Source organism: Avibacterium volantium, from assembly GCF_900635775.1.
Lineage (GTDB): Bacteria > Pseudomonadota > Gammaproteobacteria > Enterobacterales > Pasteurellaceae > Avibacterium > Avibacterium volantium.
Genome location: NZ_LR134167.1, coordinates 1938850 through 1960969 on the forward strand (window position 1 = coordinate 1938850; position 22120 = coordinate 1960969).

26 protein-coding genes are annotated in these 22120 nt (G+C 42.4%); 11 read left to right on the top strand and 15 right to left on the bottom strand.

The window, feature by feature from the left end; translation table 11 throughout:
- Positions 1–2: 2 nt before the first annotated feature.
- The 6 genes from ELZ61_RS09125 to mlaF form a co-directional block, all read right to left on the bottom strand.
- Positions 3–260, bottom strand: coding sequence for a BolA family protein (locus ELZ61_RS09125; protein ID WP_103853262.1), 258 nt, complete (start codon positions 258–260; stop codon positions 3–5).
- A complete protein-coding gene (locus tag ELZ61_RS09130; protein ID WP_103853263.1) occupies positions 260–622 on the bottom strand; it encodes an STAS domain-containing protein in 363 nt (120 codons plus the stop codon). The genes ELZ61_RS09125 and ELZ61_RS09130 overlap by 1 nt, the downstream gene beginning before the upstream one ends.
- A gap of 3 nt (positions 623–625) precedes the next feature.
- Positions 626–1264, bottom strand: a complete 639-nt coding sequence (gene mlaC / locus ELZ61_RS09135; RefSeq protein ID WP_126373105.1) for a phospholipid-binding protein MlaC — start codon at positions 1262–1264, stop codon at positions 626–628.
- 28 nt (positions 1265–1292) lie between these two features.
- Positions 1293–1796 (bottom strand): outer membrane lipid asymmetry maintenance protein MlaD, encoded by a 504-nt coding sequence (gene mlaD / locus ELZ61_RS09140; protein ID WP_126373107.1) that lies wholly within the window; start codon positions 1794–1796, stop codon positions 1293–1295.
- 79 nt (positions 1797–1875) lie between these two features.
- Positions 1876–2661, bottom strand: coding sequence for a lipid asymmetry maintenance ABC transporter permease subunit MlaE (mlaE, locus tag ELZ61_RS09145; protein ID WP_126373664.1), 786 nt, complete (start codon positions 2659–2661; stop codon positions 1876–1878).
- A complete protein-coding gene (gene mlaF, locus ELZ61_RS09150) occupies positions 2651–3451 on the bottom strand; it encodes a phospholipid ABC transporter ATP-binding protein MlaF (RefSeq protein ID WP_126373109.1) in 801 nt (266 codons plus the stop codon). Before mlaF ends, mlaE begins: the two co-directional genes overlap by 11 nt.
- Before the next feature lie 295 nt (positions 3452–3746).
- Here mlaF and lptC point away from each other — a divergent pair, with 295 nt between their 5' ends.
- Genes lptC through rapZ form a run of 5 tightly spaced genes read left to right on the top strand, consistent with a single transcriptional unit; the run spans position 3747 to position 6998 of the window.
- The gene (lptC, locus tag ELZ61_RS09155) at positions 3747–4322 is read left to right on the top strand and encodes an LPS export ABC transporter periplasmic protein LptC (RefSeq protein ID WP_126373111.1); all 576 of its coding nucleotides are present in this window, start codon (positions 3747–3749) and stop codon (positions 4320–4322) included.
- Entirely contained in the window at positions 4306–4818 is a 513-nt protein-coding gene (gene lptA / locus ELZ61_RS09160; RefSeq protein WP_126373113.1) for a lipopolysaccharide transport periplasmic protein LptA, read from the top strand. The genes lptC and lptA overlap by 17 nt, the downstream gene beginning before the upstream one ends.
- Before the next feature lie 9 nt (positions 4819–4827).
- Entirely contained in the window at positions 4828–5553 is a 726-nt protein-coding gene (gene lptB, locus ELZ61_RS09165; protein ID WP_115249034.1) for an LPS export ABC transporter ATP-binding protein, read from the top strand.
- A 3-nt stretch (positions 5554–5556) separates the two neighbouring features.
- Positions 5557–6117, top strand: a complete 561-nt coding sequence (ptsN, locus tag ELZ61_RS09170; RefSeq protein ID WP_126373115.1) for a PTS IIA-like nitrogen regulatory protein PtsN — start codon at positions 5557–5559, stop codon at positions 6115–6117.
- A gap of 23 nt (positions 6118–6140) precedes the next feature.
- A complete protein-coding gene (gene rapZ, locus ELZ61_RS09175; protein ID WP_103855852.1) occupies positions 6141–6998 on the top strand; it encodes an RNase adapter RapZ in 858 nt (285 codons plus the stop codon).
- A gap of 86 nt (positions 6999–7084) precedes the next feature.
- Here the strand turns inward: rapZ and lysC are convergent, their stop codons facing one another.
- The 3 genes from lysC to ELZ61_RS09190 form a co-directional block, all read right to left on the bottom strand.
- Positions 7085–8443, bottom strand: coding sequence for a lysine-sensitive aspartokinase 3 (gene lysC / locus ELZ61_RS09180; protein ID WP_126373116.1), 1359 nt, complete (start codon positions 8441–8443; stop codon positions 7085–7087).
- Positions 8444–8629: 186 nt separating this feature from the next.
- Complete coding sequence (proA, locus tag ELZ61_RS09185) at positions 8630–9886, bottom strand: glutamate-5-semialdehyde dehydrogenase (RefSeq protein ID WP_126373118.1); 1257 nt, start codon at positions 9884–9886, stop codon at positions 8630–8632.
- A gap of 21 nt (positions 9887–9907) precedes the next feature.
- Positions 9908–10579 carry a trimeric intracellular cation channel family protein gene (locus ELZ61_RS09190; RefSeq protein WP_126373121.1) on the bottom strand — a complete coding sequence of 224 codons (672 nt, stop codon included), beginning with the start codon at positions 10577–10579 and terminating at the stop codon, positions 9908–9910.
- 145 nt (positions 10580–10724) lie between these two features.
- Between ELZ61_RS09190 and ELZ61_RS09195 the strand changes: the two genes are divergently transcribed.
- Positions 10725–11537 carry a hypothetical protein gene (locus ELZ61_RS09195; RefSeq protein WP_126373123.1) on the top strand — a complete coding sequence of 271 codons (813 nt, stop codon included), beginning with the start codon at positions 10725–10727 and terminating at the stop codon, positions 11535–11537.
- Positions 11538–11573: 36 nt separating this feature from the next.
- Here the strand turns inward: ELZ61_RS09195 and cgtA are convergent, their stop codons facing one another.
- From cgtA to rplU, 4 genes are all read right to left on the bottom strand, one after another.
- Positions 11574–12746 (bottom strand): Obg family GTPase CgtA, encoded by a 1173-nt coding sequence (gene cgtA, locus ELZ61_RS09200; RefSeq protein ID WP_126373125.1) that lies wholly within the window; start codon positions 12744–12746, stop codon positions 11574–11576.
- An 8-nt stretch (positions 12747–12754) separates the two neighbouring features.
- On the bottom strand, positions 12755–13675 hold the full coding sequence (locus tag ELZ61_RS09205; RefSeq protein ID WP_126373127.1) for a DMT family transporter: 921 nt from the start codon (positions 13673–13675) through the stop codon (positions 12755–12757).
- 189 nt (positions 13676–13864) lie between these two features.
- Entirely contained in the window at positions 13865–14122 is a 258-nt protein-coding gene (rpmA, locus tag ELZ61_RS09210; RefSeq protein ID WP_103853279.1) for a 50S ribosomal protein L27, read from the bottom strand.
- A 20-nt stretch (positions 14123–14142) separates the two neighbouring features.
- The gene (rplU, locus tag ELZ61_RS09215; RefSeq protein ID WP_103853280.1) at positions 14143–14454 is read right to left on the bottom strand and encodes a 50S ribosomal protein L21; all 312 of its coding nucleotides are present in this window, start codon (positions 14452–14454) and stop codon (positions 14143–14145) included.
- A gap of 238 nt (positions 14455–14692) precedes the next feature.
- Here rplU and ispB point away from each other — a divergent pair, with 238 nt between their 5' ends.
- Positions 14693–15664, top strand: a complete 972-nt coding sequence (gene ispB, locus ELZ61_RS09220) for an octaprenyl diphosphate synthase (protein WP_126373129.1) — start codon at positions 14693–14695, stop codon at positions 15662–15664.
- A 24-nt stretch (positions 15665–15688) separates the two neighbouring features.
- Positions 15689–16432 (top strand): epoxyqueuosine reductase QueH, encoded by a 744-nt coding sequence (locus ELZ61_RS09225; RefSeq protein ID WP_241969689.1) that lies wholly within the window; start codon positions 15689–15691, stop codon positions 16430–16432.
- A gap of 55 nt (positions 16433–16487) precedes the next feature.
- Here the strand turns inward: ELZ61_RS09225 and ELZ61_RS09230 are convergent, their stop codons facing one another.
- Positions 16488–16826: a DUF496 family protein gene (locus ELZ61_RS09230; RefSeq protein ID WP_126373131.1), complete on the bottom strand. Its 339-nt coding sequence runs from the start codon at positions 16824–16826 to the stop codon at positions 16488–16490.
- Positions 16827–17047: 221 nt separating this feature from the next.
- Between ELZ61_RS09230 and serC the strand changes: the two genes are divergently transcribed.
- The 3 genes from serC to aroA all read left to right on the top strand — a co-directional run bounded on the left by serC (position 17048) and on the right by aroA (position 20605).
- Positions 17048–18130, top strand: coding sequence for a 3-phosphoserine/phosphohydroxythreonine transaminase (gene serC, locus ELZ61_RS09235; RefSeq protein ID WP_126373133.1), 1083 nt, complete (start codon positions 17048–17050; stop codon positions 18128–18130).
- Between the two features lie 74 nt (positions 18131–18204).
- On the top strand, positions 18205–19305 hold the full coding sequence (gene hisC / locus ELZ61_RS09240; RefSeq protein WP_126373135.1) for a histidinol-phosphate transaminase: 1101 nt from the start codon (positions 18205–18207) through the stop codon (positions 19303–19305).
- 7 nt (positions 19306–19312) lie between these two features.
- The gene (gene aroA, locus ELZ61_RS09245; RefSeq protein ID WP_126373137.1) at positions 19313–20605 is read left to right on the top strand and encodes a 3-phosphoshikimate 1-carboxyvinyltransferase; all 1293 of its coding nucleotides are present in this window, start codon (positions 19313–19315) and stop codon (positions 20603–20605) included.
- Between the two features lie 125 nt (positions 20606–20730).
- On the opposite strand, the gene ELZ61_RS09250 is transcribed toward aroA, so the two are convergent.
- Complete coding sequence (locus tag ELZ61_RS09250) at positions 20731–22107, bottom strand: rhodanese-like domain-containing protein (protein ID WP_197717456.1); 1377 nt, start codon at positions 22105–22107, stop codon at positions 20731–20733.
- Between the last annotated feature and the right edge of the window lie 13 nt (positions 22108–22120).

A 22120-nucleotide genomic window follows, 5' to 3' on the forward strand; every position in this document is an offset into this window, starting at 1 on the left:
AATTAATTAATGGGATTAAGTAAACGCTCGCGTTTCCACTTTTCTTGGGTAAAGGTTTTGATGGTTAAGGCGTGAATTTCGCCTGAAGAAAAATATTGCATTAACGGAGCATAAATGGTTTGTTGCTGTTTTAATCTTGAAAGCCCAGCAATTTCATCATCAATCACAATCACGCCAAAATGCGCATTTTCGCCTTGTACATAAACTTCTTCAAGCCCAAGTGCGTCTTTTAAAATTCGTTCAATTTCTTGCGTTTCCATTAATTCTTTCCACTATGTTGTAAAAACGGGTCAATCCATTTTGATAACCCAAAAAGATCAGCCAATGTGAGGAATTGCTCAGGTGCATTTTGAATGATTTGCGTCTGTGCCTGCTTTTGGCAATGATGAATAAAATCACACAATAAGGCAAAGCCTGCACTGTCAATTCGCGTTAAATCGGCAAGTTCCCAAATAAGTTGCTGGTGCGCAATTTTATCTGTTGATAAAAAAGAATAACGTTGTTCCCACAATGGCAACAACGTTTTTCTGGATAACGCTCCAGTCAAGCGGAGCGTTATCTTATCATCATTTTGTTCAAATGCCCAAGTTAAACTTGGCGCTAAACCTGATGTATTGTGCATTGATTATTTACCCAATGTAACAGGCACATTTGCCGCTTTTTGCACTTGTTGGGTCAGCGCTTCAATGCCGTCTTTGCGTAATGTTGCACTCCATTCTTGTTTTTTGGTGTTTACCATACTCACGCCTTCAGCCGCCATATCATACACTTGCCATTCACCCGTTCTGCTGTTTTTACGCCAGAAGAAGGTTAAATTAATTGGCTGCGCATTACCATTTTGCACCACTTTCACGCGAATGCTCATTTGGTTATCAGATACATTTTTTGGTTTTTCAATGTCAATTTTTTGGTTTTTATATAGGGTTAAAACTTGCGCATAAGATTGCTCAATAAATTGATCAAAGGCGGCGAAAAATTTTGTACGTTGCTCTGGTGTGGTGCTTTTGAAATACTGCCCTAACACCAAGGATCCCGCATAATTAACGTGTACATAAGGCATTAAATCTTTACGCACAATGGTTCTTAAATAATTTGGGTTTTGTTTAATTTGGCTTTGGCTGTTAGCAATATCGCTAAACAATTTGTCTGATGCCTTTTGCATTAAGCCATAAGGGCTGTCGTCCGCCATTGCTTGCACCGCAAAAAGTGCGGTGAAAATTACTAAAGTTTTGCTTAACCAGTTTGTCATTGTTTGTTTTAACATTGATTCCTCCATAAAACGAAAAAAGAAATTATTGTTGCGCTTCAGGTTTACTGTCATCAGATTTATTCTTATCCCCATAAAGGAATTGACCGACTAAATCCTCTAACACCATTGCAGATTTGGTATCCACAATTTTGCTGCCATCTTTGAGCATTTTGGTGGTTTCGCCATCATCAAAACCAATGCTCAACGCAATATATTGTTCACCTAATAAGCCTGAGGTTTTAATTGAAAGCGAGCTGTTATCAGGAATTTCGTTATATTCTTGATTGATCGCAATCTTGACCACCGGCAAATAGGTTTGTGGATCAAGCTCGATATCACTTACTCGCCCAATTACCACACCGCCAACTTTTAATGGCGCACGCACTTTTAGTCCACCAATATTGTCAAAAGTTGCACTCACTTGATAAGATTTTGCTTGGCTAAACCCTTGCACATTGGCTACATTTAACCCAAGAAAAACGAAAGCCCCAATGGCAAGCAATAAAAATAACCCTACCCAAAATTCATACTTTGCTGTTTGTCGCATAAAAATACCTTAAATTTACACCGCACTTTATTTTGTGCTGTTTTTTAATGAAATGAAACTTCTTAGTTAATCAGCCTGATTAACTCCCACCAAACATTATCGCGGTTAAAACGAAATCTAGCCCAAGCACCACAAGGGAAGCATTGACCACGGTTTTGGTGGTGGCTTTGCTGATGCCTTCGGAAGTTGGTACGCTGTCATAACCATTAAACAGAGCAATCCATACCACGGCAATGGCGAAAAATAGACTCTTAATTAAGCCATTGAGAATATCGGTTTTCCAACTCACTGAGTTTTGCATTACTGACCAAAAACTGCCTGCGTCCACGCCTTTCCAATCTACGCCCACCAATGAGCCGCCCCAAATGCCAATAGCGATAAAAATAATGGATAAAATTGGCATTGCAATCACGCCCGCCCAAAAACGTGGCGAAATCACACGACGCAACGGATCAACCGCCATCATTTCAAGGCTAGAAAGCTGTTCGGTAGCTTTCATCAAACCAATTTCTGCGGTTAGTGCAGAACCTGCTCGACCTGCAAATAATAATGCGGTAACCACAGGGCCTAGCTCGCGTAATAAGGAAAGGGCAACCAGTTGCCCAAGGCTGGTTTCTGCGGAAAAATCCACTAGCACCACATAGCCTTGTAGCCCAAGCACCATACCAATAAACAAGCCTGAAAGCATAATAATCAGTAAAGATTGCACGCCCAAGACATAAAGCTGTTTAATCAGCAACGGAAAATGTTTTCTAATTTGTGGTTGCCCGACTAATGCGCCCCACAGCATAAAACCTGAACGCCCAATGCCTTTGCAAAAATTGATGGCACTGAGTCCCAAGGCGGAAATCATATCACTTATCATCAAATAACTCCTGAACATAATCACCTGCGGGATAATGGAAACGCACAGGGCCATCTGCTTCGCCTTTGATAAACTGTTGTACTTGTGGATCTTGGCTGGCGAGCAATTCGGCAGGCGTTCCTTCGGCAATCACTTTTTTATCCGCAATAATGTAGGCATAATCGGCGATACTTAGCACTTCTTGCACATCGTGAGAAACCACGATAGAAGTGAGCTGTAAGGCTTGATTTAAGCGTTTAATCAGGCTCACAATCACACCCATACTAATCGGATCTTGCCCTGTAAAGGGTTCATCATACATAATTAATTCAGGGTCAAGGGCAATGGTTCGCGCCAAGGCTGCGCGTCTTGCCATACCGCCAGATAATTCAGAAGGCATTAAATCCGCTGCACCGCGTAACCCCACCGCTTGCAACTTCATCAATACCATTTCACGGATTAATTGTTCTGGCAAATTGGTATGTTCACGAATAGGGAACGCCACGTTATCAAAGGTGGACATATCGGTAAACAATGCGCCTGACTGAAAGAGCATTCCGATGCGCTGACGCAATTTATAAAGCTCCGTACGGGACATTTGACAAATATCCTTACCATCGACCAAAATTTCACCGCCATCAGGTGAAAGTTGCCCACCAATAAGACGCAACAAGGTGGTTTTTCCAATCCCTGACGGCCCCATTATGGCGGTAATTTTTCCCTGTTCAACGCGTAAATTCAGGCGATCATAAATGACACGCTCACCACGCTTAAAGGTGAGATTTTTTACTTCTACAAAAGAACGAGTCATAGCACGCTTATTCACCTGTGTTGTTCAAAATGTGGCAATGATATGCGATGCAAACAGAATGTCAAAGACTGTTTTCCTATTTTATTCATTGGTTTTTCGATACGTTAGGCTGAAAATACAATAAAAAGACGTAAACTCAGTGCTTTTTTCGTGGAATTTCGGCGAAAACAGGCTTTGTAAAAAATTGTAAAAATTTACACCGCACTTCTATTTACACGGAATTGTTCTTGCTTTTAGCAAAATTATGCTATCATTTCGCACTTAATTAATCTTGAAGAAATGAGCCATTCAAACTATGAATATTCGTTGGAATATTGTTTTGTCGGTGATTGTCCTTGCATTACTTGCTTGGTTTTATAGCCTTCAGCAGAGTGATTCTGAAAAGCTTGCCGGCTTGATCAAATCAGAAGATAGCCCTGAATATGTCGGGGAGAAAATGCAAACGACAGTCTATTCACCCACAGGGGAAAAACAATATTTTGCTATCGCAAATAAAGTGGAACACTATACGTCTAATGGAAACACAGATTTTCAGTATCCTGTGGTTTATCTTTATGATGTGCAAGATGAAACCTTAGGCACACAGAGTTGGAAAATCAGTGCTAAAAATGCCAAATTAACGAAAGATAATCTTTTATATTTAGAAGGCGATGTATTTGTGCAAAGCCTCTTGAGCGATTCCCGTTTGCAGCGCGTAAGCACAGAGCGTGCGACAATAAATCTAAAGACGCAAGATATTCGCTCTGATACAATGGCAACCATCACAGGCTTGAATTTTACCTCCAGTGGCTCGCAGCTCACAGGAAATTTACAGCAACAAATTGCAACCTTAAAGGAACAGGTGAAAACCCACTATGAAATTAACAAGTAAATCTCTTTTATTTTTTACCGCACTTATGACTTCAATGTCAGCGTTTGCTTTAAAAAACGATACCAATCAACCAATTAACATTGAATCCAACAATCAATCATTGGATATGGAAAATCAAACGGTAACCTTTACCGATAACGTGGTGATCACCCAAGGGTCTATTTTGATTAAAGCGGATAAAGTGGTAATTACGCGTCCACCTGAAAATTCCAACAAAAAAGAAACCGTAGATGCCTATGGCCGTCCTGTTACCTTTCATCAATTATTAGATGATGGCAAGCCTGTGGACGGCAAAGCGAATAAAGTGCATTACGATCTTGGTACAGAATTTTTAACCTTAACGGGCAATGCAGAATTAAAACAGCTAGACAGCAAAATCACTGGGCAATTAATTACTTATGATGTGAAAAAACAACAGCTAAAAGCCTCGGGTTCAAGCAAATCTCGTGTTAAAACCGTATTAATTCCTGCGCAATTAAACAGTAAAAAGAAATAGGATAGCCTTATGCCAACGCTTTATGCAGAACATTTAGCCAAAAGCTACAAGAGCCGCAAAGTGGTTTCTGATGTGAGTTTAAACGTGAGATCAAATGAAATTGTGGGCTTGCTTGGGCCTAATGGCGCGGGCAAAACCACTACGTTCTATATGGTTGTCGGCTTGGTGCAACAAGATGAAGGCAAAATTCGCATTGATGATGAAGATATTAGCTTGTTGCCAATGCACGATCGCGCCAGAAAAGGCGTGGGTTATTTGCCGCAAGAGGCGTCTATTTTCCGCCGTTTAAGCGTGTACGACAACCTGATGGCGGTGCTAGAAATTCGTAACGATCTCAATGCCCAACAACGCCGCGAAAGAGCGGAAGAATTAATTGAAGAATTTAACATTGGCCATATTCGCGATAACCTAGGGCAATCCCTTTCAGGTGGGGAACGCCGCCGTGTGGAAATTGCCCGTGCGTTAGCCGCGAATCCTAAATTTATTTTATTAGATGAACCTTTTGCTGGGGTCGATCCCATTTCTGTGATTGACATTAAAAAGATTATTATGGATCTGCGCGATCGTGGTTTAGGCGTGCTAATTACCGACCACAACGTGCGTGAAACCCTTGATGTGTGCGAGCGTGCTTACATTGTAAGCGCAGGGAAAATGATCGCCACAGGCACACCTGAAGAAGTGATGAATAACGAACAGGTGAAACGGGTTTATCTCGGTGAAGAATTTAAACTATAACTTATGACTAAATTTACCCAATTACTGAGTCCTGAAAATATTCGCCAAGGACTGGTTTGCTCAAGCAAAAAGCGTGTTTTTGAAACCATTAGCCGCATTGTGGCGGATCAAATCCACGGAGAAGACGATCCCGAACACAGCAGTTTTGACTGCTTATTTAACCGTGAAAAGTTGGGCAATTCAGGCCTAGGTAATGGCGTAGCAATGCCTAAAGGGCGTTTGCATACAGGCAATAAACCTGTTGCCGTGTTTTTGCAACTTGCCACGCCGATTGATTATGAAGCCGCCGATCACCGCGATGTGGATTTAATTTTTGCCTTGCTCATTCCTGCCGAAGCTTGTGGCGAATTTTCTCAATCCGTGTTACCTGAATTAGCGGAAAAATTGCTGGACAAATCCCTTTGCAAGCAGTTAAGAGCAGCACAAAGTGCGGAGGAAATTTGGCAGATTTTTGAGTATGCGGATAATCATTCTGATGACGAACAAGAAAGTGAGCAAGAAGCTGAACTAAAAGCCGAACAACAAAATACACAGAATGAGCAAGCGGTAGAAACAGAACAGTAACAATCATTCAGGGGAGATATCAGGTGGAAATCATCATTATTAGCGGACGTTCTGGTGCAGGCAAATCCGTTGCCTTGCGTGCCTTAGAAGACATTGGCTACTATTGTGTGGATAATCTTCCCGTCACCCTGCTGCCTGAACTGGCAACGATTCTGGCGAAAAAACAATCCTCTGTGGCCATTAGCATTGATATTCGCAATCTTCCTTCTTCAAACGCAGAGCTAGAACACAGCCTTGAGCAGCTGCAACAACATCATCAGGTAAAAATTATTTTCCTAGATAGTGAACGCAATGCGCTAATCAAGCGTTATAGCGATTCTCGTCGTCTGCACCCACTTTCCGTTGATTCTCTTTCTCTTGAAGCGGCCATTGATGCGGAACAACAATATCTCACCCCACTGATTGATGCCGCCAATTTAATTATTGACACCACCCATCTTTCCACGCACGAATTGGCAGAACGCCTGCGCGAATTTTTACTCGGGCATACACAAAAAGAATTAAAAATTATTGTTGAATCTTTTGGCTTTAAATATGGCATTCCGCTTGATGCAGACTATGTGTTTGATGTGCGTTTTCTGCCTAATCCCCACTGGAATCCCGAGCTACGCCCAATGACAGGGCTAGAACAGCCTGTAATGGATTTTCTCAACAAGCATAATGAAGTGAACCACTTTATTTATCTCACCCGCAATTACATTGAAACTTGGCTGCCAATGTTAAAACAAAATAACCGCAGCTATCTCACTATCGCCATTGGCTGCACCGGCGGCAAACACCGCTCCGTTTACATCGCCCAACAAATCGGTGAATATTTCCAAGCCAAAGGGGAGAATGTATTAATTCAGCATAAGTCATTGGAAAGTTTAAAGAAAATGTAATTCAATGATCTTAGTTTATCGAACATAGCAAAGGTAATTTTAGTTGAAACTAAAAAGGCGGAAAAATTTCCGCCTTATTTTTTATATTATTCAAACAAATTCAAATGCAATGCTCTGACTACATCATCAGCTTGTTCGCTTTGGACTAACATACAAATGTTGTTGGTGCTTGCGCCGTAGCTGATCATTCGTACGTTGTAGGCTTCTAGGGTATCGAAAATTTGTTTTGCGATACCTGCGGTGATGTGCAGATCGTTACCCACCAATGCCACTAAAGATAAGCCTGTATCCACTTTCACGCTAGACACTTCTCTTAATTCCGCAAGCAATTCTGGCGAGAGCATTTCCGCGCCTGATGAAGCAGAGCCTGTTTTGTCTAAGGTGAGTGCCACGCTTACTTCAGAAGTGGTGATGGTATCCACAGAAATTTTGTGTTTCGCTAAAATGTTGAACACATTGGCTAAGAAACCTTGTGCGTGTAGCATACTTAAGCTGGAAAGCGTTACCAAGGTTTGATCACGGCGTAAGGCAATAGCGCGGAAAGTTGGACGTGGTTGCGGATCTTTGGTTACCCAAGTACCGCCATCTTGTGGTGCTTTGCTTGAACCTACGAACACAGGAATATTGCTACGAACCGCTGGAAGCAGGGTTGCAGGGTGTAACACTTTCGCCCCGAATGTTGCCATTTCTGCCGCTTCCGCAAAGCTCATTGTGTCAATGCGTTGTGCTGCTGGCACAATGCGTGGATCGGTGGTGTAAATACCCGCTACGTCCGTCCAAATTAACACGTCTTTGGCGTTTAACACTTCTGCTAAAAGTGCCGCAGAATAATCACTACCGCCACGCCCTAAGGTGGTGGTTTTGCCTTGTGGATCGCGTCCAATAAAGCCCTGCGTGATAATCATTGTGTCGTTGTCTTGAGCAAGAATCGGTTTTAATAGCGCATCGCTATTTTTCTGCGTTTGCTCGTCATCTGGCGCGGCTTTACCGAAATGGCTGTTGGTTGCCACAATGGTACGCACGTCCACCCAAACGGCTTTTGCGCCAAGCTCTTTTAACACTTGAACGAAAAGCAAGGTGGACATCATTTCCCCTTGGCAGATCAATTCGTCTGTTAAAGCCGGTGAAGCAGCCACGCTTGCGGCATCAGCCAAGCTTTCGATATGCTTTAAAATTTCTTCAATTTTTGTCCGCACTTCGCTGTCGTCTTTAAGCTCAGCTAAAATCGCTTCTTCAATTTGACGCACTTCTGCGATGAGTTTCGCACGTTCTTCTGCGTCTTTACCATTAGCAAGCGCAACCAATAAATTGGTGATACCTGCCGAAGCAGAAAGTACCACCACACGCGTATTGGGATCAGCGGTTACAATATTTGCACAAGCGCTCATTGCGCTATGATTTGCAACGCTAGTTCCACCGAATTTTGCCACAGAGAGAGTTGACATAGTTTTACCTTCCTATAAAGAATCAATGATGTTGTATTAGAATGCCCTAGAAATAACGATTTCATTGAACATTGTCAAATATTATTTTATAAAATTAAATAAAAAACGCCATTTTTAAAATGACGTTTTGATATTATAAAATTTTAGCCCGAATAATCGAATAATTTTCAATTTATCACTAAAGGATTAAGGGCGCGCTAAATAATCGCCCACGCCCACCCATTTGTAAGAAGTGAGCGCTTCTAATCCCATTGGCCCACGGGAATGGAGTTTTTGTGTACTTACCGCCACTTCTGCCCCTAAGCCAAATTGTCCGCCATCGGTAAAGCGTGTGCTTGCATTGACATACACCGCCGCGCTGTCCACTTGATTGATAAATTGCTGCGCAAGAGGTTGCGAGCTAGTTAAGATCGCATCAGAATGTTGCGTACCATATTGATTAATAAAGGCCACCGCTTCATTAATATCTTTAACAATCACCACGTTGAGATCAGGCGAACCCCATTCTTGTTGTAAATCCTGCTCTTGCAATGGCACAACTTGCGCGCCTGCATCGCTTAAAATAGAAAGTGCGGTGGAATTTGCGTGAAATTTTATTTTCGATTGGCTAAATTCCGCCAACATTGGCAAAAATTGTGCGGCGATGCTTTCTTGCACTAACAAGGTTTCAAGGGTATTACAAGTGCTTGGGCGCTGCGTTTTGGCGTTGCTGATCACCGCTAATGCACGGTTTAAATCGGCACTTTCTTCCACGAAAATATGGCATACGCCCACGCCCCCAACGATCACAGGAATGGTGGAATTTTCTTTACAAAGCTGATGTAAGCCCGCGCCGCCCCTTGGAATAAGCATATCCACATAGCGATCCAGCTTCATTAATTGCATCACTAAATCACGGTTTGGATCAGTAATGGCTTGCACAGCATATTGCGGTAAATTGGCTTGTAATAAGGCTTGTTGCACCACTTCGACTAAAATTTTGTTGGAATGTTGGGTTTCCTTGCCACCGCGTAAAATCACCGCATTGCCTGTTTTTAAGCATAGGCTGGCCACATCAATGGTTACGTTTGGTCGCGCTTCATAAATAGTTGCCACCACCCCTAAAGGCACGCGCACGCGTTCGATTTTTAGCCCGCTGTCTAAGGTGCCACCGTCAATGATTTTACCCACAGGATCGGGCAGAGAAATAATATGACGAACATCTTGGGCAATGGCGTGTAGCCGTTCAGGCGTAAGCAATAGACGATCAATCAAGGCTTCCGACAAACCATTTTGTTGAGCGGCTTGAATGTCTTTTTCATTTTCCGCCAAAATGCGATCAGCTTGTTGTTCTAATTGATCGGCGATACATTGAAGCGCGTGATTTTTTTCTTTCTCACTACATTGCGCCAACACAAAAGCCGCTTGTTTGGCTTGTTTACCCATTTCTACTAAATTCGTCATTGTTTATCCTTATTTTAATTTTTATTTGATTTTTTTCGGCAGTTTGTCATCGGCTTGCTTTTCGGCGATTTCCTGTTCTTGATAATCGAACACTGGCAAATGCCACTCAAAACGAATGGCGAGCAAGCGAATGGTGAAACCGCAAGCGAGGGTTACCACGATTACGATATTGTGATTAATATTCAACTGAAGCAAGCCAATATAAATACTTGCCGCCAGCAATGCAACACTGGCATACAGCTCTTTTTGGAAGACAAGGGGAATGCGGTTGCACAGCAAATCCCGCAACACGCCACCAAATGCGCCGGTTATAATTGCCGCAATAATCGCAATAATAAAACTATGCCCCATATCTAATGCAATCTGCGTGCCGATAATGGAAAACACGATAAGCCCTAAGGCATCTAGCACTAAGAAAATGGTGCGAAAATAGCGCATAAAATGGCGAATGAACGGTGCAATCACCACCGTTAGCACCGCAGCGCTGGCAACAATAATAAAATAATGAGGATTTTTCACCCAGCCAAGGGGATAATGCCCAAGCAACACATCACGCACCGAGCCACCGCCAATGGCAGTCATTGAGGCGATGATGATCACGCCGAAAATATCCATTTTTTCACGACCAGCGGCTAATGCCCCCGTGATCGCTTCGGCGGTGATGCCCACAATATACAAAATGCTCAGTAGCATAAATCCCTTCATTAAAGTGCGGTGAAAATTTTTATTATTTTAGGGGGGAATATGTCCTATAACAAGGAGAAAAATTCATAGATTTTTGACCGCACTTTTAAATTTCTGCATAATGTGCCACCTATTTGGATAAAAAGGAAAAATTATGTCAGAAAGCCAATCTAAATCTTTCACCTTTATGTTAAGCGCCATTCCACTTTGTTTGTTAATTTTGGTGGATAGCTTTGCATTATATTTACAAGGGCAACCCAAAGCCATTTCTCATTTGAGCTTAGCGGTGCTTGCAGCGCAATTATTATGTGTACTGGTGTTTCATAAAGGACAAATTTGTAACGGGCAACGAGGGCGTTTAGTCAAAGTCAATGGCTATTTGTTCGTTTATTGGGGATTTTGGTTGCTGTTAAGTTTATTCTCAAATTATCATTATGCGCTGACGGATATGGTGAGCCTGTGCGGTATTGGGCTTTCACTGGCAATTTGGTTTCAACCGACAGATACGCAATTACGTCAATCTATTTTATTATTGGGTGCATTGTTAGGTGTGCTTGGCGTGGTCGTTTATTCCTTGATTTTTATGCAACTTCCTTGGCTTGCTTTACTGCCTTACAATTTCTTCGGGCAACTCTTTATGGGCGTGATTCTGGCAAATCTCTTTTTGGTGATTGCGAAAAACCGCTTGCAAGGTTTCATCGCCTTATTGCCACTTGTGATGATGATTTTTTTATTATTGAATGGCATTTTATCCACGGTATTAATTTACCTTGCACACCAAAGTGCGGTGGTTTTTTATAATAAATTTGCCTTGGGGCTTTATTTCTTCCTACATTTAGTGCTAGTGGCAATCATTGCATTGCCGATTTTGACGAAAACCAAATTGAGTTATCCAACGTTATCATTGCTCTTTTTCATCGCTTTGAGTTTGCCTATTTGGGCGAATTTTAGTTTGATTGCTAGATAAAGATAAAAAATAGGGCAGAAAATTCTGCCCTTATTGTTATGGTTTATAAATAATTTCTACGCCTTCATCATCTTCATCTGACCAATCGTCCCAATCGTCATCTTCATCATCAAATTGATGTTCAGCCAATTGTTCTTGGTGATAATCGTCCCACTTGAATTTCACTTCTTCTGGATTTTCAGGTTCTTTCTCATCTTCCCTTGGGTGGGCATCGAGATAGTCCATAATATCACGGCAAAGCGGTTCAACATTTTTACCCGTAGCGGCGGAAATTAAATAATAATCCCCCTCCCAGCCCACGCGCTCAACGATTTCTTTAGCACGTTCGTGCGCTTCTTCATCAGACATCGTGTCGATTTTGTTGAACACCAGCCATTGGGTTTTCTCGGCAAGTTTTTCGCTATATTGGAAAAGCTCGCTTTCAATAATGGCAATGTTATCCGCAGGATCGCTACCATCAATTGGGTTGATGTCCACAAGGTGAAGCAGCACTCGGCAACGCTCCAAGTGTTTTAAGAAGCGGATACCTAATCCTGCCCCTTCTGCTGCACCTTCAATCAACCCTGGAATATCAGCCACCACAAAGCTGCGATTTTCACCCACACGAGCTACCCCTAAACTTGGCACTAAGGTGGTGAAAGGGTAGTCAGCCACTTTTGGTTTTGCCGCAGAAACCGCACGGATAAAGGTGGATTTGCCGGCATTTGGTAAGCCTAACATTCCTACATCTGCGAGTAGCATTAATTCTAATAATAGATCGCGTTTTTCCCCTGGCGTGCCGTTGGTTTTTTGTCGTGGCGCACGGTTTACTGAAGATTTAAAACGGGTGTTGCCTAAACCGTGATAGCCCCCTTTGGCAATCAGCATTTTGGCACCGTGCTTGGTTAAATCTCCGAGGATTTCTTTGGTGTCGTTATCAATCGCACGCGTTCCTACTGGCACTCTTAGAGTGATGTCTTTACCACGGCGCCCTGTGCAGTCTGAGCTGCGGCCATTTTCACCACGTCCTGCGGCAAAACGTTTTTCAAAACGGTAGTCGATCAGGGTGTTAAGGTTTTCATCGGCAACAAGATACACATCACCGCCATCACCGCCATCACCGCCATCAGGCCCACCTTTCGGGATAAATTTTTCGCGGCGGAAACTCACACAGCCATTTCCGCCATCACCAGCCTCAACACGAATCAAGGCTTCATCAATAAACTTCATTTTTTCTCCTATTTCTTATTCTTTATAAATTTGTGTCCAATTGCTGAGAACATTGCACCAAGCACCACCACGAACGCGCCAATATAGCTTAGGTTGTTGAGATCTGGCGCAGAAAAATCTTGCGGATCGATCGCGTGGAGCAAATGGGAAAACGCAATGGTAAATAATGGCACCAGCGTTACAACCACGCTCACTTTTGCTACTTCCCAGCGGTTTAAGGCTTCGGCATAAGCACCGTAGCCGATCAATGTATTTAAACAACAGTAAATAAAACAAGCTAAGGTTAAACCACTTAGCCCCTGTACTTGTGAAACCTGTGCAAAGGGCGTAAAGACCATTGCACAACCAAAATAAAACATTAATAGCACTTGTTGTGCTGTGAATTGGCGTAGCATCAATTTTTGTGCCAACCCATAAGCGACCCAAATTAAGGCGGCGCAGACGCTTAATAATACCCCGATTAAATACCCATTTAGTTGGGTAAATTGGCTGAGCTTGTCATTAAAAAATAGCCCTAAACCAATAATTAAAATCACCAGTCCAATTTTTTGGTGCAAACCTAACCGTTCTTTGAAAATAATCACACCACAAATCAGCATCGCAAAGGAAGAAAGATGGATAAAAATCTGTGCTACCGAGGGTTCAATAAATTGCAATGAGGTATTAAATAAAGAGAAGTTGCCTGAAAGCCCGATAATGCCAAAAACTAGCAAGCCCACATAATAGCGGTTAAGCTGTGAGAGCTTAGGCAATTTTTTGCTTAATCCTAAAAATAGCAATAGGGCAGAACTAGCTACAATAAAGCGATACCAAACAATCGTTTGTGGTGTCATTACATTTAACACTTGCTTTAAAGCAATAGGCAGTGAACCCCAAGCCATTGCGGTGATTAAGGCAAATGTAAATCCTAATAGGGGTTGTTGTTTCATTACATTTCCTCCTTAATCTGGGCGATGTTCTCTTTTTATCTTTTACGCGGTTGAAATTGCTATATGGAGACTGCTTTGGCAATTTCTATATTAGCACGCAAAATTTTTTGAAATGATGTGGATTATATAGGCTAATAACAAAAAAGCCCCACAAAACTGTGAGGCATTTTATTCTGTTTATTTGTAAAATTATTCAGCTACGATACTAACGTATTTACGATTTTTCTCGCCTTTAACTTCAAATTTTACTTTACCATCAGCAGTTGCGAATAAAGTGTGATCTCTACCCATACCTACGTTAGCACCTGCGTGGAATTTAGTACCACGTTGACGAACGATGATACTACCTGCTAATACAGATTCGCCACCGAAGCGTTTAACACCAAGGCGTTTAGCTTCAGAATCGCGACCGTTACGAGTTGAACCACCAGCTTTTTTAGTTGCCATCTACTTGATCTCCTCTGAAATTATGCTTGAATCCCAGTGATTTTCACTTCTGTGAACCACTGACGATGACCTTGTTGTTTACGACTGTGTTTACGACGACGGAATTTAACGATTTTAACTTTATCGCCACGACCGTGTGAAACCACTTCAGCCACTACTTTTGCACCAGCAACAACTGGCGCACCAATTTTAACATCTTCACCATTAACGACCATTAACACTGAGTCGAATTCAACGCTTTCGCCAGTTGAAACTTCAAGTTTCTCTAAACGAACAACTTGACCTTCGCTTACTCGGTGTTGTTTACCGCCACTTTGGAAAACTGCGTACATAAATACTCCGCTATACATTGTGCTTTAATGTTTAATTCATTTAGCACATCAAAATTCATATAAATAGGTCGCAAATTCTACGGAAAAACAAAGCCGATAGCAAGAATTTATTTGCAATAAAATAAAAAAAGTTAGATTTACGCTGGTTTGATTTCAGAAAGCCAAGAAAATCAGGTAAAATCAACCGCACTTTAGGCAATGATAAACAACATTCACGATGATAGATAAACGCAATCTTATGGATATAAATGCAATCCAAATGCTCATCAATGAGGATATGCAGAAAGTTAATGCCAAAATTTTGGCGCAGCTTAATTCGGACGTACCGCTGATTAATCAGCTGGGCTATTACTTAATTCAAAGTGGTGGCAAACGCATTCGCCCAATGCTTGCCGTGTTGGCTGCTAATGCACTTGGTTATCAAGGGGAAGAGCATATTAATTGTGCCACTTTCATTGAGTTTACTCATACCGCAACCTTGTTGCACGATGACGTGGTGGACGAATCGGAAATGCGCCGCGGCAAACCCACGGCTAATAGCGAATTCGGCAATGCGGCCAGCGTGCTGGTGGGCGATTACATTTACACTCGTTCTTTTCAGCTAATGACGGATACTAATTCGCTGAAAATTCTAAAAATAATGTCTGATGCCACCAATGTGATTGCAGAAGGGGAAGTTCAACAATTAATGAATATGAACGATCCTGATACCACAGAAGAAAGTTATATGCGTGTTATTTATAGCAAAACCGCGCGTTTATTTGAGGCCGCAACGCAGTGTTCCGCCATTGTAGCAGGAGCGAGCGAAGCGCAAGAGCTTGCGTTACAACAATACGGACGCTATCTCGGCACCGCATTCCAACTTATTGATGATGTGTTGGATTATCAAGCAGACGCGCAAACCTTAGGCAAAAATATTGGTGATGATCTTGCTGAAGGCAAACCGACTTTACCATTATTACACGCAATGCACAGCGGTGATGAAAGCCAACGCCAGCTTATTCGCAATGCCATTGAACAAGGTGGGCAACGTGAAATTTTAAATGACGTGCTTGCCATAATGGCGCAATATGGCTCCATTGAATACACCATCGACAGCGCACGTCAAGAAGCACAAAAAGCCATTGATGCCATTGCCATTTTGCCTGAAAGTGAGTATAAACAAGCACTGATTTCTTTGGCTTATTTATCAGTGGATAGAACAACCTAATTTTATTTTTAGCTATTATTGATTATGGAACAACAAACCAATCACGAAACAAACAAAAGTGCGGTGGAATTTTCACAAAAATCGCACCGCACTTCGCGTAAAGCGAAAAAAGATCCGAACGCGCCTTTTGTGCGTGAAAAATTAACCTTGCCAAATGGACACCAAAAATTGCTGCTCCATTCTTGCTGCGCCCCTTGCTCGGGTGAAGTGATGGAAGCCATTTTGGCCTCTGGCATTGAATTTACCATTTATTTCTACAACCCGAATATTCACCCGTTAAAAGAATATTTAATCCGTAAAGAAGAAAATATCCGCTTTGCAGAAAAATTTGGTATTCCTTTTATTGACGCCGATTACGATCGGCAAAACTGGTTCGATCGTGCGAAAGGAATGGAAAACGAGCCAGAGCGTGGCATTCGCTGCACAATGTGCTTTGATATGCGTTTTGAAAAAGCCGCACAATATGCGCACGAAAATGGTTTCCCCGTGTTCACGAGCTGTTTAGGTATTTCTCGCTGGAAAGATATGAACCAAATTAACGGCTGCGGACATCGCGCGGCATCAAAATATGATGATGTGGAATATTGGGATTACAACTGGCGTAAAGGCGGTGGCTCACAACGAATGATCGAAATCAGCAAACGCGAACGTTTCTACCAACAAGAATATTGCGGCTGCGTTTATTCCTTACGTGATACCAACAAATGGCGCGAAGCCAACGGCAGACAAAAAATCGAAATTGGTAAATTGTATTACACCAATGAGTAATTGAACACATAAGTAAAAAGGGAATGATTTATCATTCCCTTTTTGTTCAATATGGTTATTTTTTCGCACGTTGTTCAGCGTGCGCTTTTTTCTGCTCTTTCATTTTTGCGCTGATTTCACGGCGTTGGGTGGCGAGTTCCGCGTTGCGGATACGGTATTCGTCCACGCGCGTACCATAGTCATCACGCATATTTTCGATAATTACGCGAATGTCTTCCACGCTCATATCATCGCGGATATATTGGTTTAAATTGTCTAATAAAAGTACACGTTTTTGGTTGTCACGGATTTTGCGGTTATTGTCATCAATATCACGCAATAGTTTGTTTTTTAAACGATACATACGCACATACTCCAAGACATCTTGGAAAGATTGTTTATTCACAGTTTCCATAATTTAACTCTCTAGTGGGATTAATATAAATTCAGTGGGCGAAAACGCCATTGCGTGGGTTAATGTAGTCTTTTTTGCTTTTTTCGTCAAAGTATTCCGCCATTTTTTGTGGGGAAAATCAAAAATTTTTCTGAATTAAATAAAAGCGGTTGATCCGCCTCCCTTGAGGTGATAAAACTAACAAATTCTTTTTACACAACCATCATAATTAGGAACGAAAAATGACACAGGTATTTAATTTTAGCGCAGGCCCTGCAATGATGCCGCGCGAAGTGTTAGAACAAGCGCAAGAGGAATTATTAAACTGGCAAGGTCAGCACACTTCAGTTATGGAAGTGAGCCACCGCGGTAAGCTGTTTATGGAACTGATTACCCAAGCAGAAAAAGATTTCCGCACGCTTTATCATATTCCTGATAATTACAAAATTCTCTTTTTACAAGGTGGAGCGCGCGGACAATTTGCCGCAGTGCCGATGAATTTAATTGGCGAAAAAGGCAAGGCGTTATATTTAACCAGTGGTCATTGGTCGGCGACAGCAGCCAAAGAAGCCCGTTTATTCTGTGAAGTCGATGAGATCAATATTTTATCCGAAGGTGCCGAATTAAAAGTGGATCGCCTTGATTTCAGCGATATTGCCGATCAGTATGATTATGTGCATTATTGCCCGAATGAAACCATTAGTGGCGTGGAAATTTTTGATGTGCCAAAGGTGGGCAATGCAGTATTAGTGGCGGATATGTCTTCCAATATTCTTTCGCGCGAAGTGGATATTAACCAGTTTGGCATTATTTATGCAGGCGCGCAGAAAAATCTTGGCCCAGCGGGCATCACCATTGTGATCGTGCGCGAAGATTTAATCGGCAAAGCACGCAAAGCCACGCCATCTATTTGGAATTATGAAGTGCAAGCCAATAGCGATTCTATGATCAACACGCCACCAACTTTTGCGTGGTATTTGTGTTCTTTGGTGTTCAAATATTTGCTCGAACGCGGTGGCGTAAAAGCGGCGGAAAAACGCAATCAAGAAAAAGCACAGCTGCTTTACGATTATTTAGATCAAAGCGATTTCTATCATAATTTTGTGGCGAAAAACAACCGCTCTTTAATGAACGTTACTTTTACCACGGGCAACGATGAACTGAATATGAAGTTTGTTAGCCAAGCCACTGAAGCAGGCTTGCAAGCCTTAAAAGGCCATAAGGTGATTGGCGGAATGCGTGCGTCTATTTATAACGCAATGCCGATTGAAGGAGTAAAAGCCTTAATTGCGTTTATGGAAAAATTTGCTGCCGAAAATCGCTGATCTTTTTTATAACACGTTTGATTATGAATGTAATCGCAAGCAAATAAACTGAAATATCAACACAAGGAATTACAATGCAATTTATTGATGTTGCAAATGAGGGCGTGAAATCCCTCTCCCCTTATCAAGCGGGAAAACCCATTGAAGAATTAGAACGTGAGTTGGGCATTCAAAATATTGTAAAACTCGCTTCAAATGAAAACCCTTTTGGCTTTCCGCAAAGTGCCATTGAAGCGATCCAAGCACAGTTGCTCCATTTAACCCGTTACCCCGATGCCAACGGTTTTGAGTTAAAAGCCGTAATCGCCGAGAAATTTGGTGTGCAACCAGAGCAAATCACCCTTGGCAATGGCTCAAATGATCTTTTGGAATTGTTTGCTCACACCTTTGCAAGTGAAAAAGATGAAATTATTTATTCGCAATACGCCTTTATTGTGTACCCGCTGGTTACCAAAGCCATTAATGCGGTGGCAAGAGAAATCCCTGCCAAAAATTGGGGACACGATTTAGACGGCTTTTTGCAAGCGATCAATGACAAAACCAAGCTCATTTTCATTGCGAACCCGAATAATCCAACAGGAAATTTCCTTTCCCAGCAAGAAATTGAACAATTTTTAGCACAAGTGCCAGCCCATATCATTGTGGTGCTTGATGAAGCCTATACAGAATTTACTCGCCCAGAAGAACGCATTGATTCCTTTGCCCTTGCGAAAAAATATCCAAATCTAATTATTTCTCGTTCCCTTTCCAAAGCTTACGGATTGGCAGGATTACGCATTGGCTATGCGGTGTCTAACCCTGAAATTGCGGATTTATTAAACCGTGTGCGTCAGCCGTTTAACTGCAACGTACTGGCACTTTCCGCAGCTGTGGCAGTGCTGAAAGACTATGCTTTCGTCGAAAAAGTGGCAGAAAACAACCGCACTGAAATGCAACGCTATGAACAATTTTGCCAGCAACATCAGCTGGAATATATTCCGTCCAAAGGCAATTTCATCACCATTGATTTTAAACGTCCAGCACAACCTATTTATGAACAATTATTGCGCGAGGGCGTGATTGTGCGTCCCATCGCAGGTTATGGAATGCCGAATCATTTACGCGTAAGCATTGGGCTGCCAGAAGAAAATGACAAATTTTTCACCGCACTTTTGAATCTATTAAATAAGGGCTAAAGGGAATATGGAAAAATTAACGCTACAACCTATTTCGTTTGTGGAAGGGGAAATTAATCTCCCCGGTTCAAAGAGTTTATCCAACCGCGCCTTGTTATTAGCCGCGCTTGCCAAAGGCACAACACAGGTGCGAAATTTGCTCGACAGCGATGACATTCGCCATATGCTCAACGCTTTACAAGCCTTAGGCGTAAAGTATCAGCTTTCACAAGATAAGCGTGAATGCAAAATTGAAGGCGTGGGCGGGGCATTTCAATGGCAAGGTGGTTTATCCCTTTATCTTGGCAACGCGGGAACGGCGATGCGACCTTTGAGTGCCGCATTATGCTTAAAAGGGGAAGTGCCTGCGGAAATCATTTTAACGGGTGAACCGCGAATGAAAGAGCGTCCAATTAAGCATTTGGTGGACGCATTATGTCAAGTTGGCGCGAATATTAGCTATTTAGAAAATGAAGGCTACCCGCCCATTGCCATTCAAAATAGCGGTTTAAAAGGCGGAAAAGTGCAAATTGACGGCTCAATTTCTTCGCAATTTTTGACCGCACTTTTAATGGCCGCGCCACTTGCAGAAGGGGATATGGAAATTGAAATCATCGGTGATCTGGTTTCCAAACCTTACATTGACATCACCCTTGCAATGATGAAAGATTTCGGCGTCACCGTGCGTAATGATGGCTACCGCACGTTCTTTGTACAAGGCAACCAAAGTTACATTTCACCAAAACGCTATTTAGTGGAGGGCGATGCCTCTTCCGCTTCTTATTTCCTTGCTGCAGGCGCCATTAAAGGAAAAGTGAAAGTTACCGGAATCGGCAAAAATTCCATTCAAGGGGATCGCTTATTTGCCGATGTGTTAGATAAAATGGGTGCGAAAATCACTTGGGGAGAAGATTTCATTCAAGCGGAAAAAGGCAATCTCAAAGGCATTGATATGGATATGAACCATATCCCCGATGCCGCAATGACCATTGCCACCACCGCGCTTTTTGCCGATGGGGAAACCGTGATCCGCAATATTTATAACTGGCGCGTAAAAGAAACCGACCGCCTTAGCGCAATGGCCACCGAGCTACGCAAAATCGGTGCAGAAGTGGAAGAAGGCGAAGATTACATTCGTATTCAACCGCTACCGTTAGATCAATTCCAACCAGCGGAAATCGAAACCTATAACGATCACCGAATGGCAATGTGCTTCGCCCTTGTAGCACTTTCCAACACCCCGGTAACCATTCTCGATCCTAAATGCACCGCTAAAACGTTCCCAACGTTTTTTGCGGAGTTTGGGAAAATTGCCAAATGATGTTTTTATATCCTAGATAAAAAAAGCCCCAAGGTATTTGCCTTGGGGTTTATTTTTCGTATGAAATTAAAAGTGCGGTGGTTTTTTCGCACATTTTTTATTTCAGATTTTCCATTTTTTTATGGCTAGCTTTTGCAAGAATTCCCTTTCTTCATCACTTTGCCGAAATCATTTTGGCTATCTGGCTTGCTTTGGTTATTGGGAGCACCTTTTTGTACAGGGTATTTGCTGTCCATTTGCCATGCATTCCAACCGCCGTCATAAATTGCCGTATCTTGCCAGCCTGCCAGTTGGGTGATAAACCAAGAAACGCCTGCACGCCAGCCCGTGCCGCAATAAAACGCCAATTTATCCCCTTTGTGAATGCCTTGTGTTTGCCATAAGGCAAAGATCTCATTTGGATTGCGTAAGGTGTTATCGGGATCGTAATAATCCGCTAAGTTGGAAGAATCCGTACCAGCAAATCCCCAAATTGCGCCCTGCGGTTCGCCTTTGCCGGGGATATAATCATAGCCGCTGATCTTGCCTGTGTATTCGTCCCACGCTCGGTTACTGATCAGCTTTAAGCCTTGTTTTTGTGCATCGATAACCTGCTGTGGCGTGGCAATATCAATGTGTGGATTGGCAGGAATTTTTGTGCCAAATTGGCGTTCAGGCTGCGGAATATTGACCTGTGTTTCCGTTGGTAAACCTGCGTCCACCCAGGTGCCAAGATTGCCGTTTAGCACGCGAACATCTTCCACGCCAGCCCATTTCAACGCCCAGAAAATGCGGTAGGCGGCGAGCTGGTTGTCAGAATATAAAATCACTGTTTTGTCTTTTGTGATGCCATTTTTTAGCAAGTTCTGCTCAATCACATCAGGGAAAGACAAATTCCATACGGGATCGTTTTCCACCCAATCCGTATTAAAATGGTAAGCGCCCACAATGTGCTGGGTGTAAGATTTAGCATTTTCCAAACTGCCCCAAGACACTTCAAACAGCATTACCTTGTCATTGGTTAAGGTTTCTGGTTTTTCACCTTTTAATGCTGAATTCACCCATTGTGGCGAAACGCTATATTGGAAATTCGCAAAGGATTCCAGCGGATAATCCGCATTGACATAGCTGATAAAATCGTTAAAACGATGAACTTTGTAGCCTTTTGCGGCGAACTCGGCGGTAACGCAATCTAAATTGTCGGCATTGCTATCATAAAAAACCAGATTCTTTTCTTTGGTAATCCCCTTCCCTTCGACAAAAGATTTAAATTTTTCAGGTTGAATATTGCCAATCCAATCACAGCTAAATTGCACTGCCCCTTTGATGTGTCCGCCCCTTGTGGCGTTTTTATCTTTGAAACCGTTATATAAACTGTCTTGCCTTGTATCCACAATAACAAAATCAGGATTCTCAAGCTGCTTGAGCAATTCAGGGGTATCAATCACTTTCACCGTGCGATCATCACAAGCAGACAACGCCACGCTCACAGCGACCGCCAATAAGATGGGTTTCATTTTCATAAGATTTCCTTTT

What these genes read in the sequence shown, in the direction of transcription:
- mlaC (WP_126373105.1), bottom strand. Translation starts at nt 1,264, where the DNA reads ATGTTAAAACAAACAATGACAAACTGGTTAAGCAAAACTTTAGTAATT.
- mlaE (WP_126373664.1), bottom strand. Translation starts at nt 2,661, where the DNA reads ATGATAAGTGATATGATTTCCGCCTTGGGACTCAGTGCCATCAATTTT.
- ELZ61_RS09250 (WP_197717456.1), bottom strand. Translation starts at nt 22,107, where the DNA reads ATGAAAATGAAACCCATCTTATTGGCGGTCGCTGTGAGCGTGGCGTTG.
- ELZ61_RS09125 (WP_103853262.1), bottom strand. Translation starts at nt 260, where the DNA reads ATGGAAACGCAAGAAATTGAACGAATTTTAAAAGACGCACTTGGGCTT.
- ptsN (WP_126373115.1), top strand. Translation starts at nt 5,557, where the DNA reads ATGACTAAATTTACCCAATTACTGAGTCCTGAAAATATTCGCCAAGGA.
- ELZ61_RS09190 (WP_126373121.1), bottom strand. Translation starts at nt 10,579, where the DNA reads ATGCTACTGAGCATTTTGTATATTGTGGGCATCACCGCCGAAGCGATC.
- ELZ61_RS09230 (WP_126373131.1), bottom strand. Translation starts at nt 16,826, where the DNA reads ATGGAAACTGTGAATAAACAATCTTTCCAAGATGTCTTGGAGTATGTG.
- ELZ61_RS09205 (WP_126373127.1), bottom strand. Translation starts at nt 13,675, where the DNA reads ATGAAACAACAACCCCTATTAGGATTTACATTTGCCTTAATCACCGCA.
- ELZ61_RS09130 (WP_103853263.1), bottom strand. Translation starts at nt 622, where the DNA reads ATGCACAATACATCAGGTTTAGCGCCAAGTTTAACTTGGGCATTTGAA.
- lptA (WP_126373113.1), top strand. Translation starts at nt 4,306, where the DNA reads ATGAAATTAACAAGTAAATCTCTTTTATTTTTTACCGCACTTATGACT.
- ispB (WP_126373129.1), top strand. Translation starts at nt 14,693, where the DNA reads ATGGATATAAATGCAATCCAAATGCTCATCAATGAGGATATGCAGAAA.
- hisC (WP_126373135.1), top strand. Translation starts at nt 18,205, where the DNA reads ATGCAATTTATTGATGTTGCAAATGAGGGCGTGAAATCCCTCTCCCCT.
- lptC (WP_126373111.1), top strand. Translation starts at nt 3,747, where the DNA reads ATGAATATTCGTTGGAATATTGTTTTGTCGGTGATTGTCCTTGCATTA.
- ELZ61_RS09195 (WP_126373123.1), top strand. Translation starts at nt 10,725, where the DNA reads ATGTCAGAAAGCCAATCTAAATCTTTCACCTTTATGTTAAGCGCCATT.
- lptB (WP_115249034.1), top strand. Translation starts at nt 4,828, where the DNA reads ATGCCAACGCTTTATGCAGAACATTTAGCCAAAAGCTACAAGAGCCGC.
- proA (WP_126373118.1), bottom strand. Translation starts at nt 9,886, where the DNA reads ATGACGAATTTAGTAGAAATGGGTAAACAAGCCAAACAAGCGGCTTTT.
- serC (WP_126373133.1), top strand. Translation starts at nt 17,048, where the DNA reads ATGACACAGGTATTTAATTTTAGCGCAGGCCCTGCAATGATGCCGCGC.
- aroA (WP_126373137.1), top strand. Translation starts at nt 19,313, where the DNA reads ATGGAAAAATTAACGCTACAACCTATTTCGTTTGTGGAAGGGGAAATT.
- ELZ61_RS09225 (WP_241969689.1), top strand. Translation starts at nt 15,689, where the DNA reads ATGGAACAACAAACCAATCACGAAACAAACAAAAGTGCGGTGGAATTT.
- rplU (WP_103853280.1), bottom strand. Translation starts at nt 14,454, where the DNA reads ATGTACGCAGTTTTCCAAAGTGGCGGTAAACAACACCGAGTAAGCGAA.
- lysC (WP_126373116.1), bottom strand. Translation starts at nt 8,443, where the DNA reads ATGTCAACTCTCTCTGTGGCAAAATTCGGTGGAACTAGCGTTGCAAAT.
- rpmA (WP_103853279.1), bottom strand. Translation starts at nt 14,122, where the DNA reads ATGGCAACTAAAAAAGCTGGTGGTTCAACTCGTAACGGTCGCGATTCT.
- mlaF (WP_126373109.1), bottom strand. Translation starts at nt 3,451, where the DNA reads ATGACTCGTTCTTTTGTAGAAGTAAAAAATCTCACCTTTAAGCGTGGT.
- mlaD (WP_126373107.1), bottom strand. Translation starts at nt 1,796, where the DNA reads ATGCGACAAACAGCAAAGTATGAATTTTGGGTAGGGTTATTTTTATTG.
- cgtA (WP_126373125.1), bottom strand. Translation starts at nt 12,746, where the DNA reads ATGAAGTTTATTGATGAAGCCTTGATTCGTGTTGAGGCTGGTGATGGC.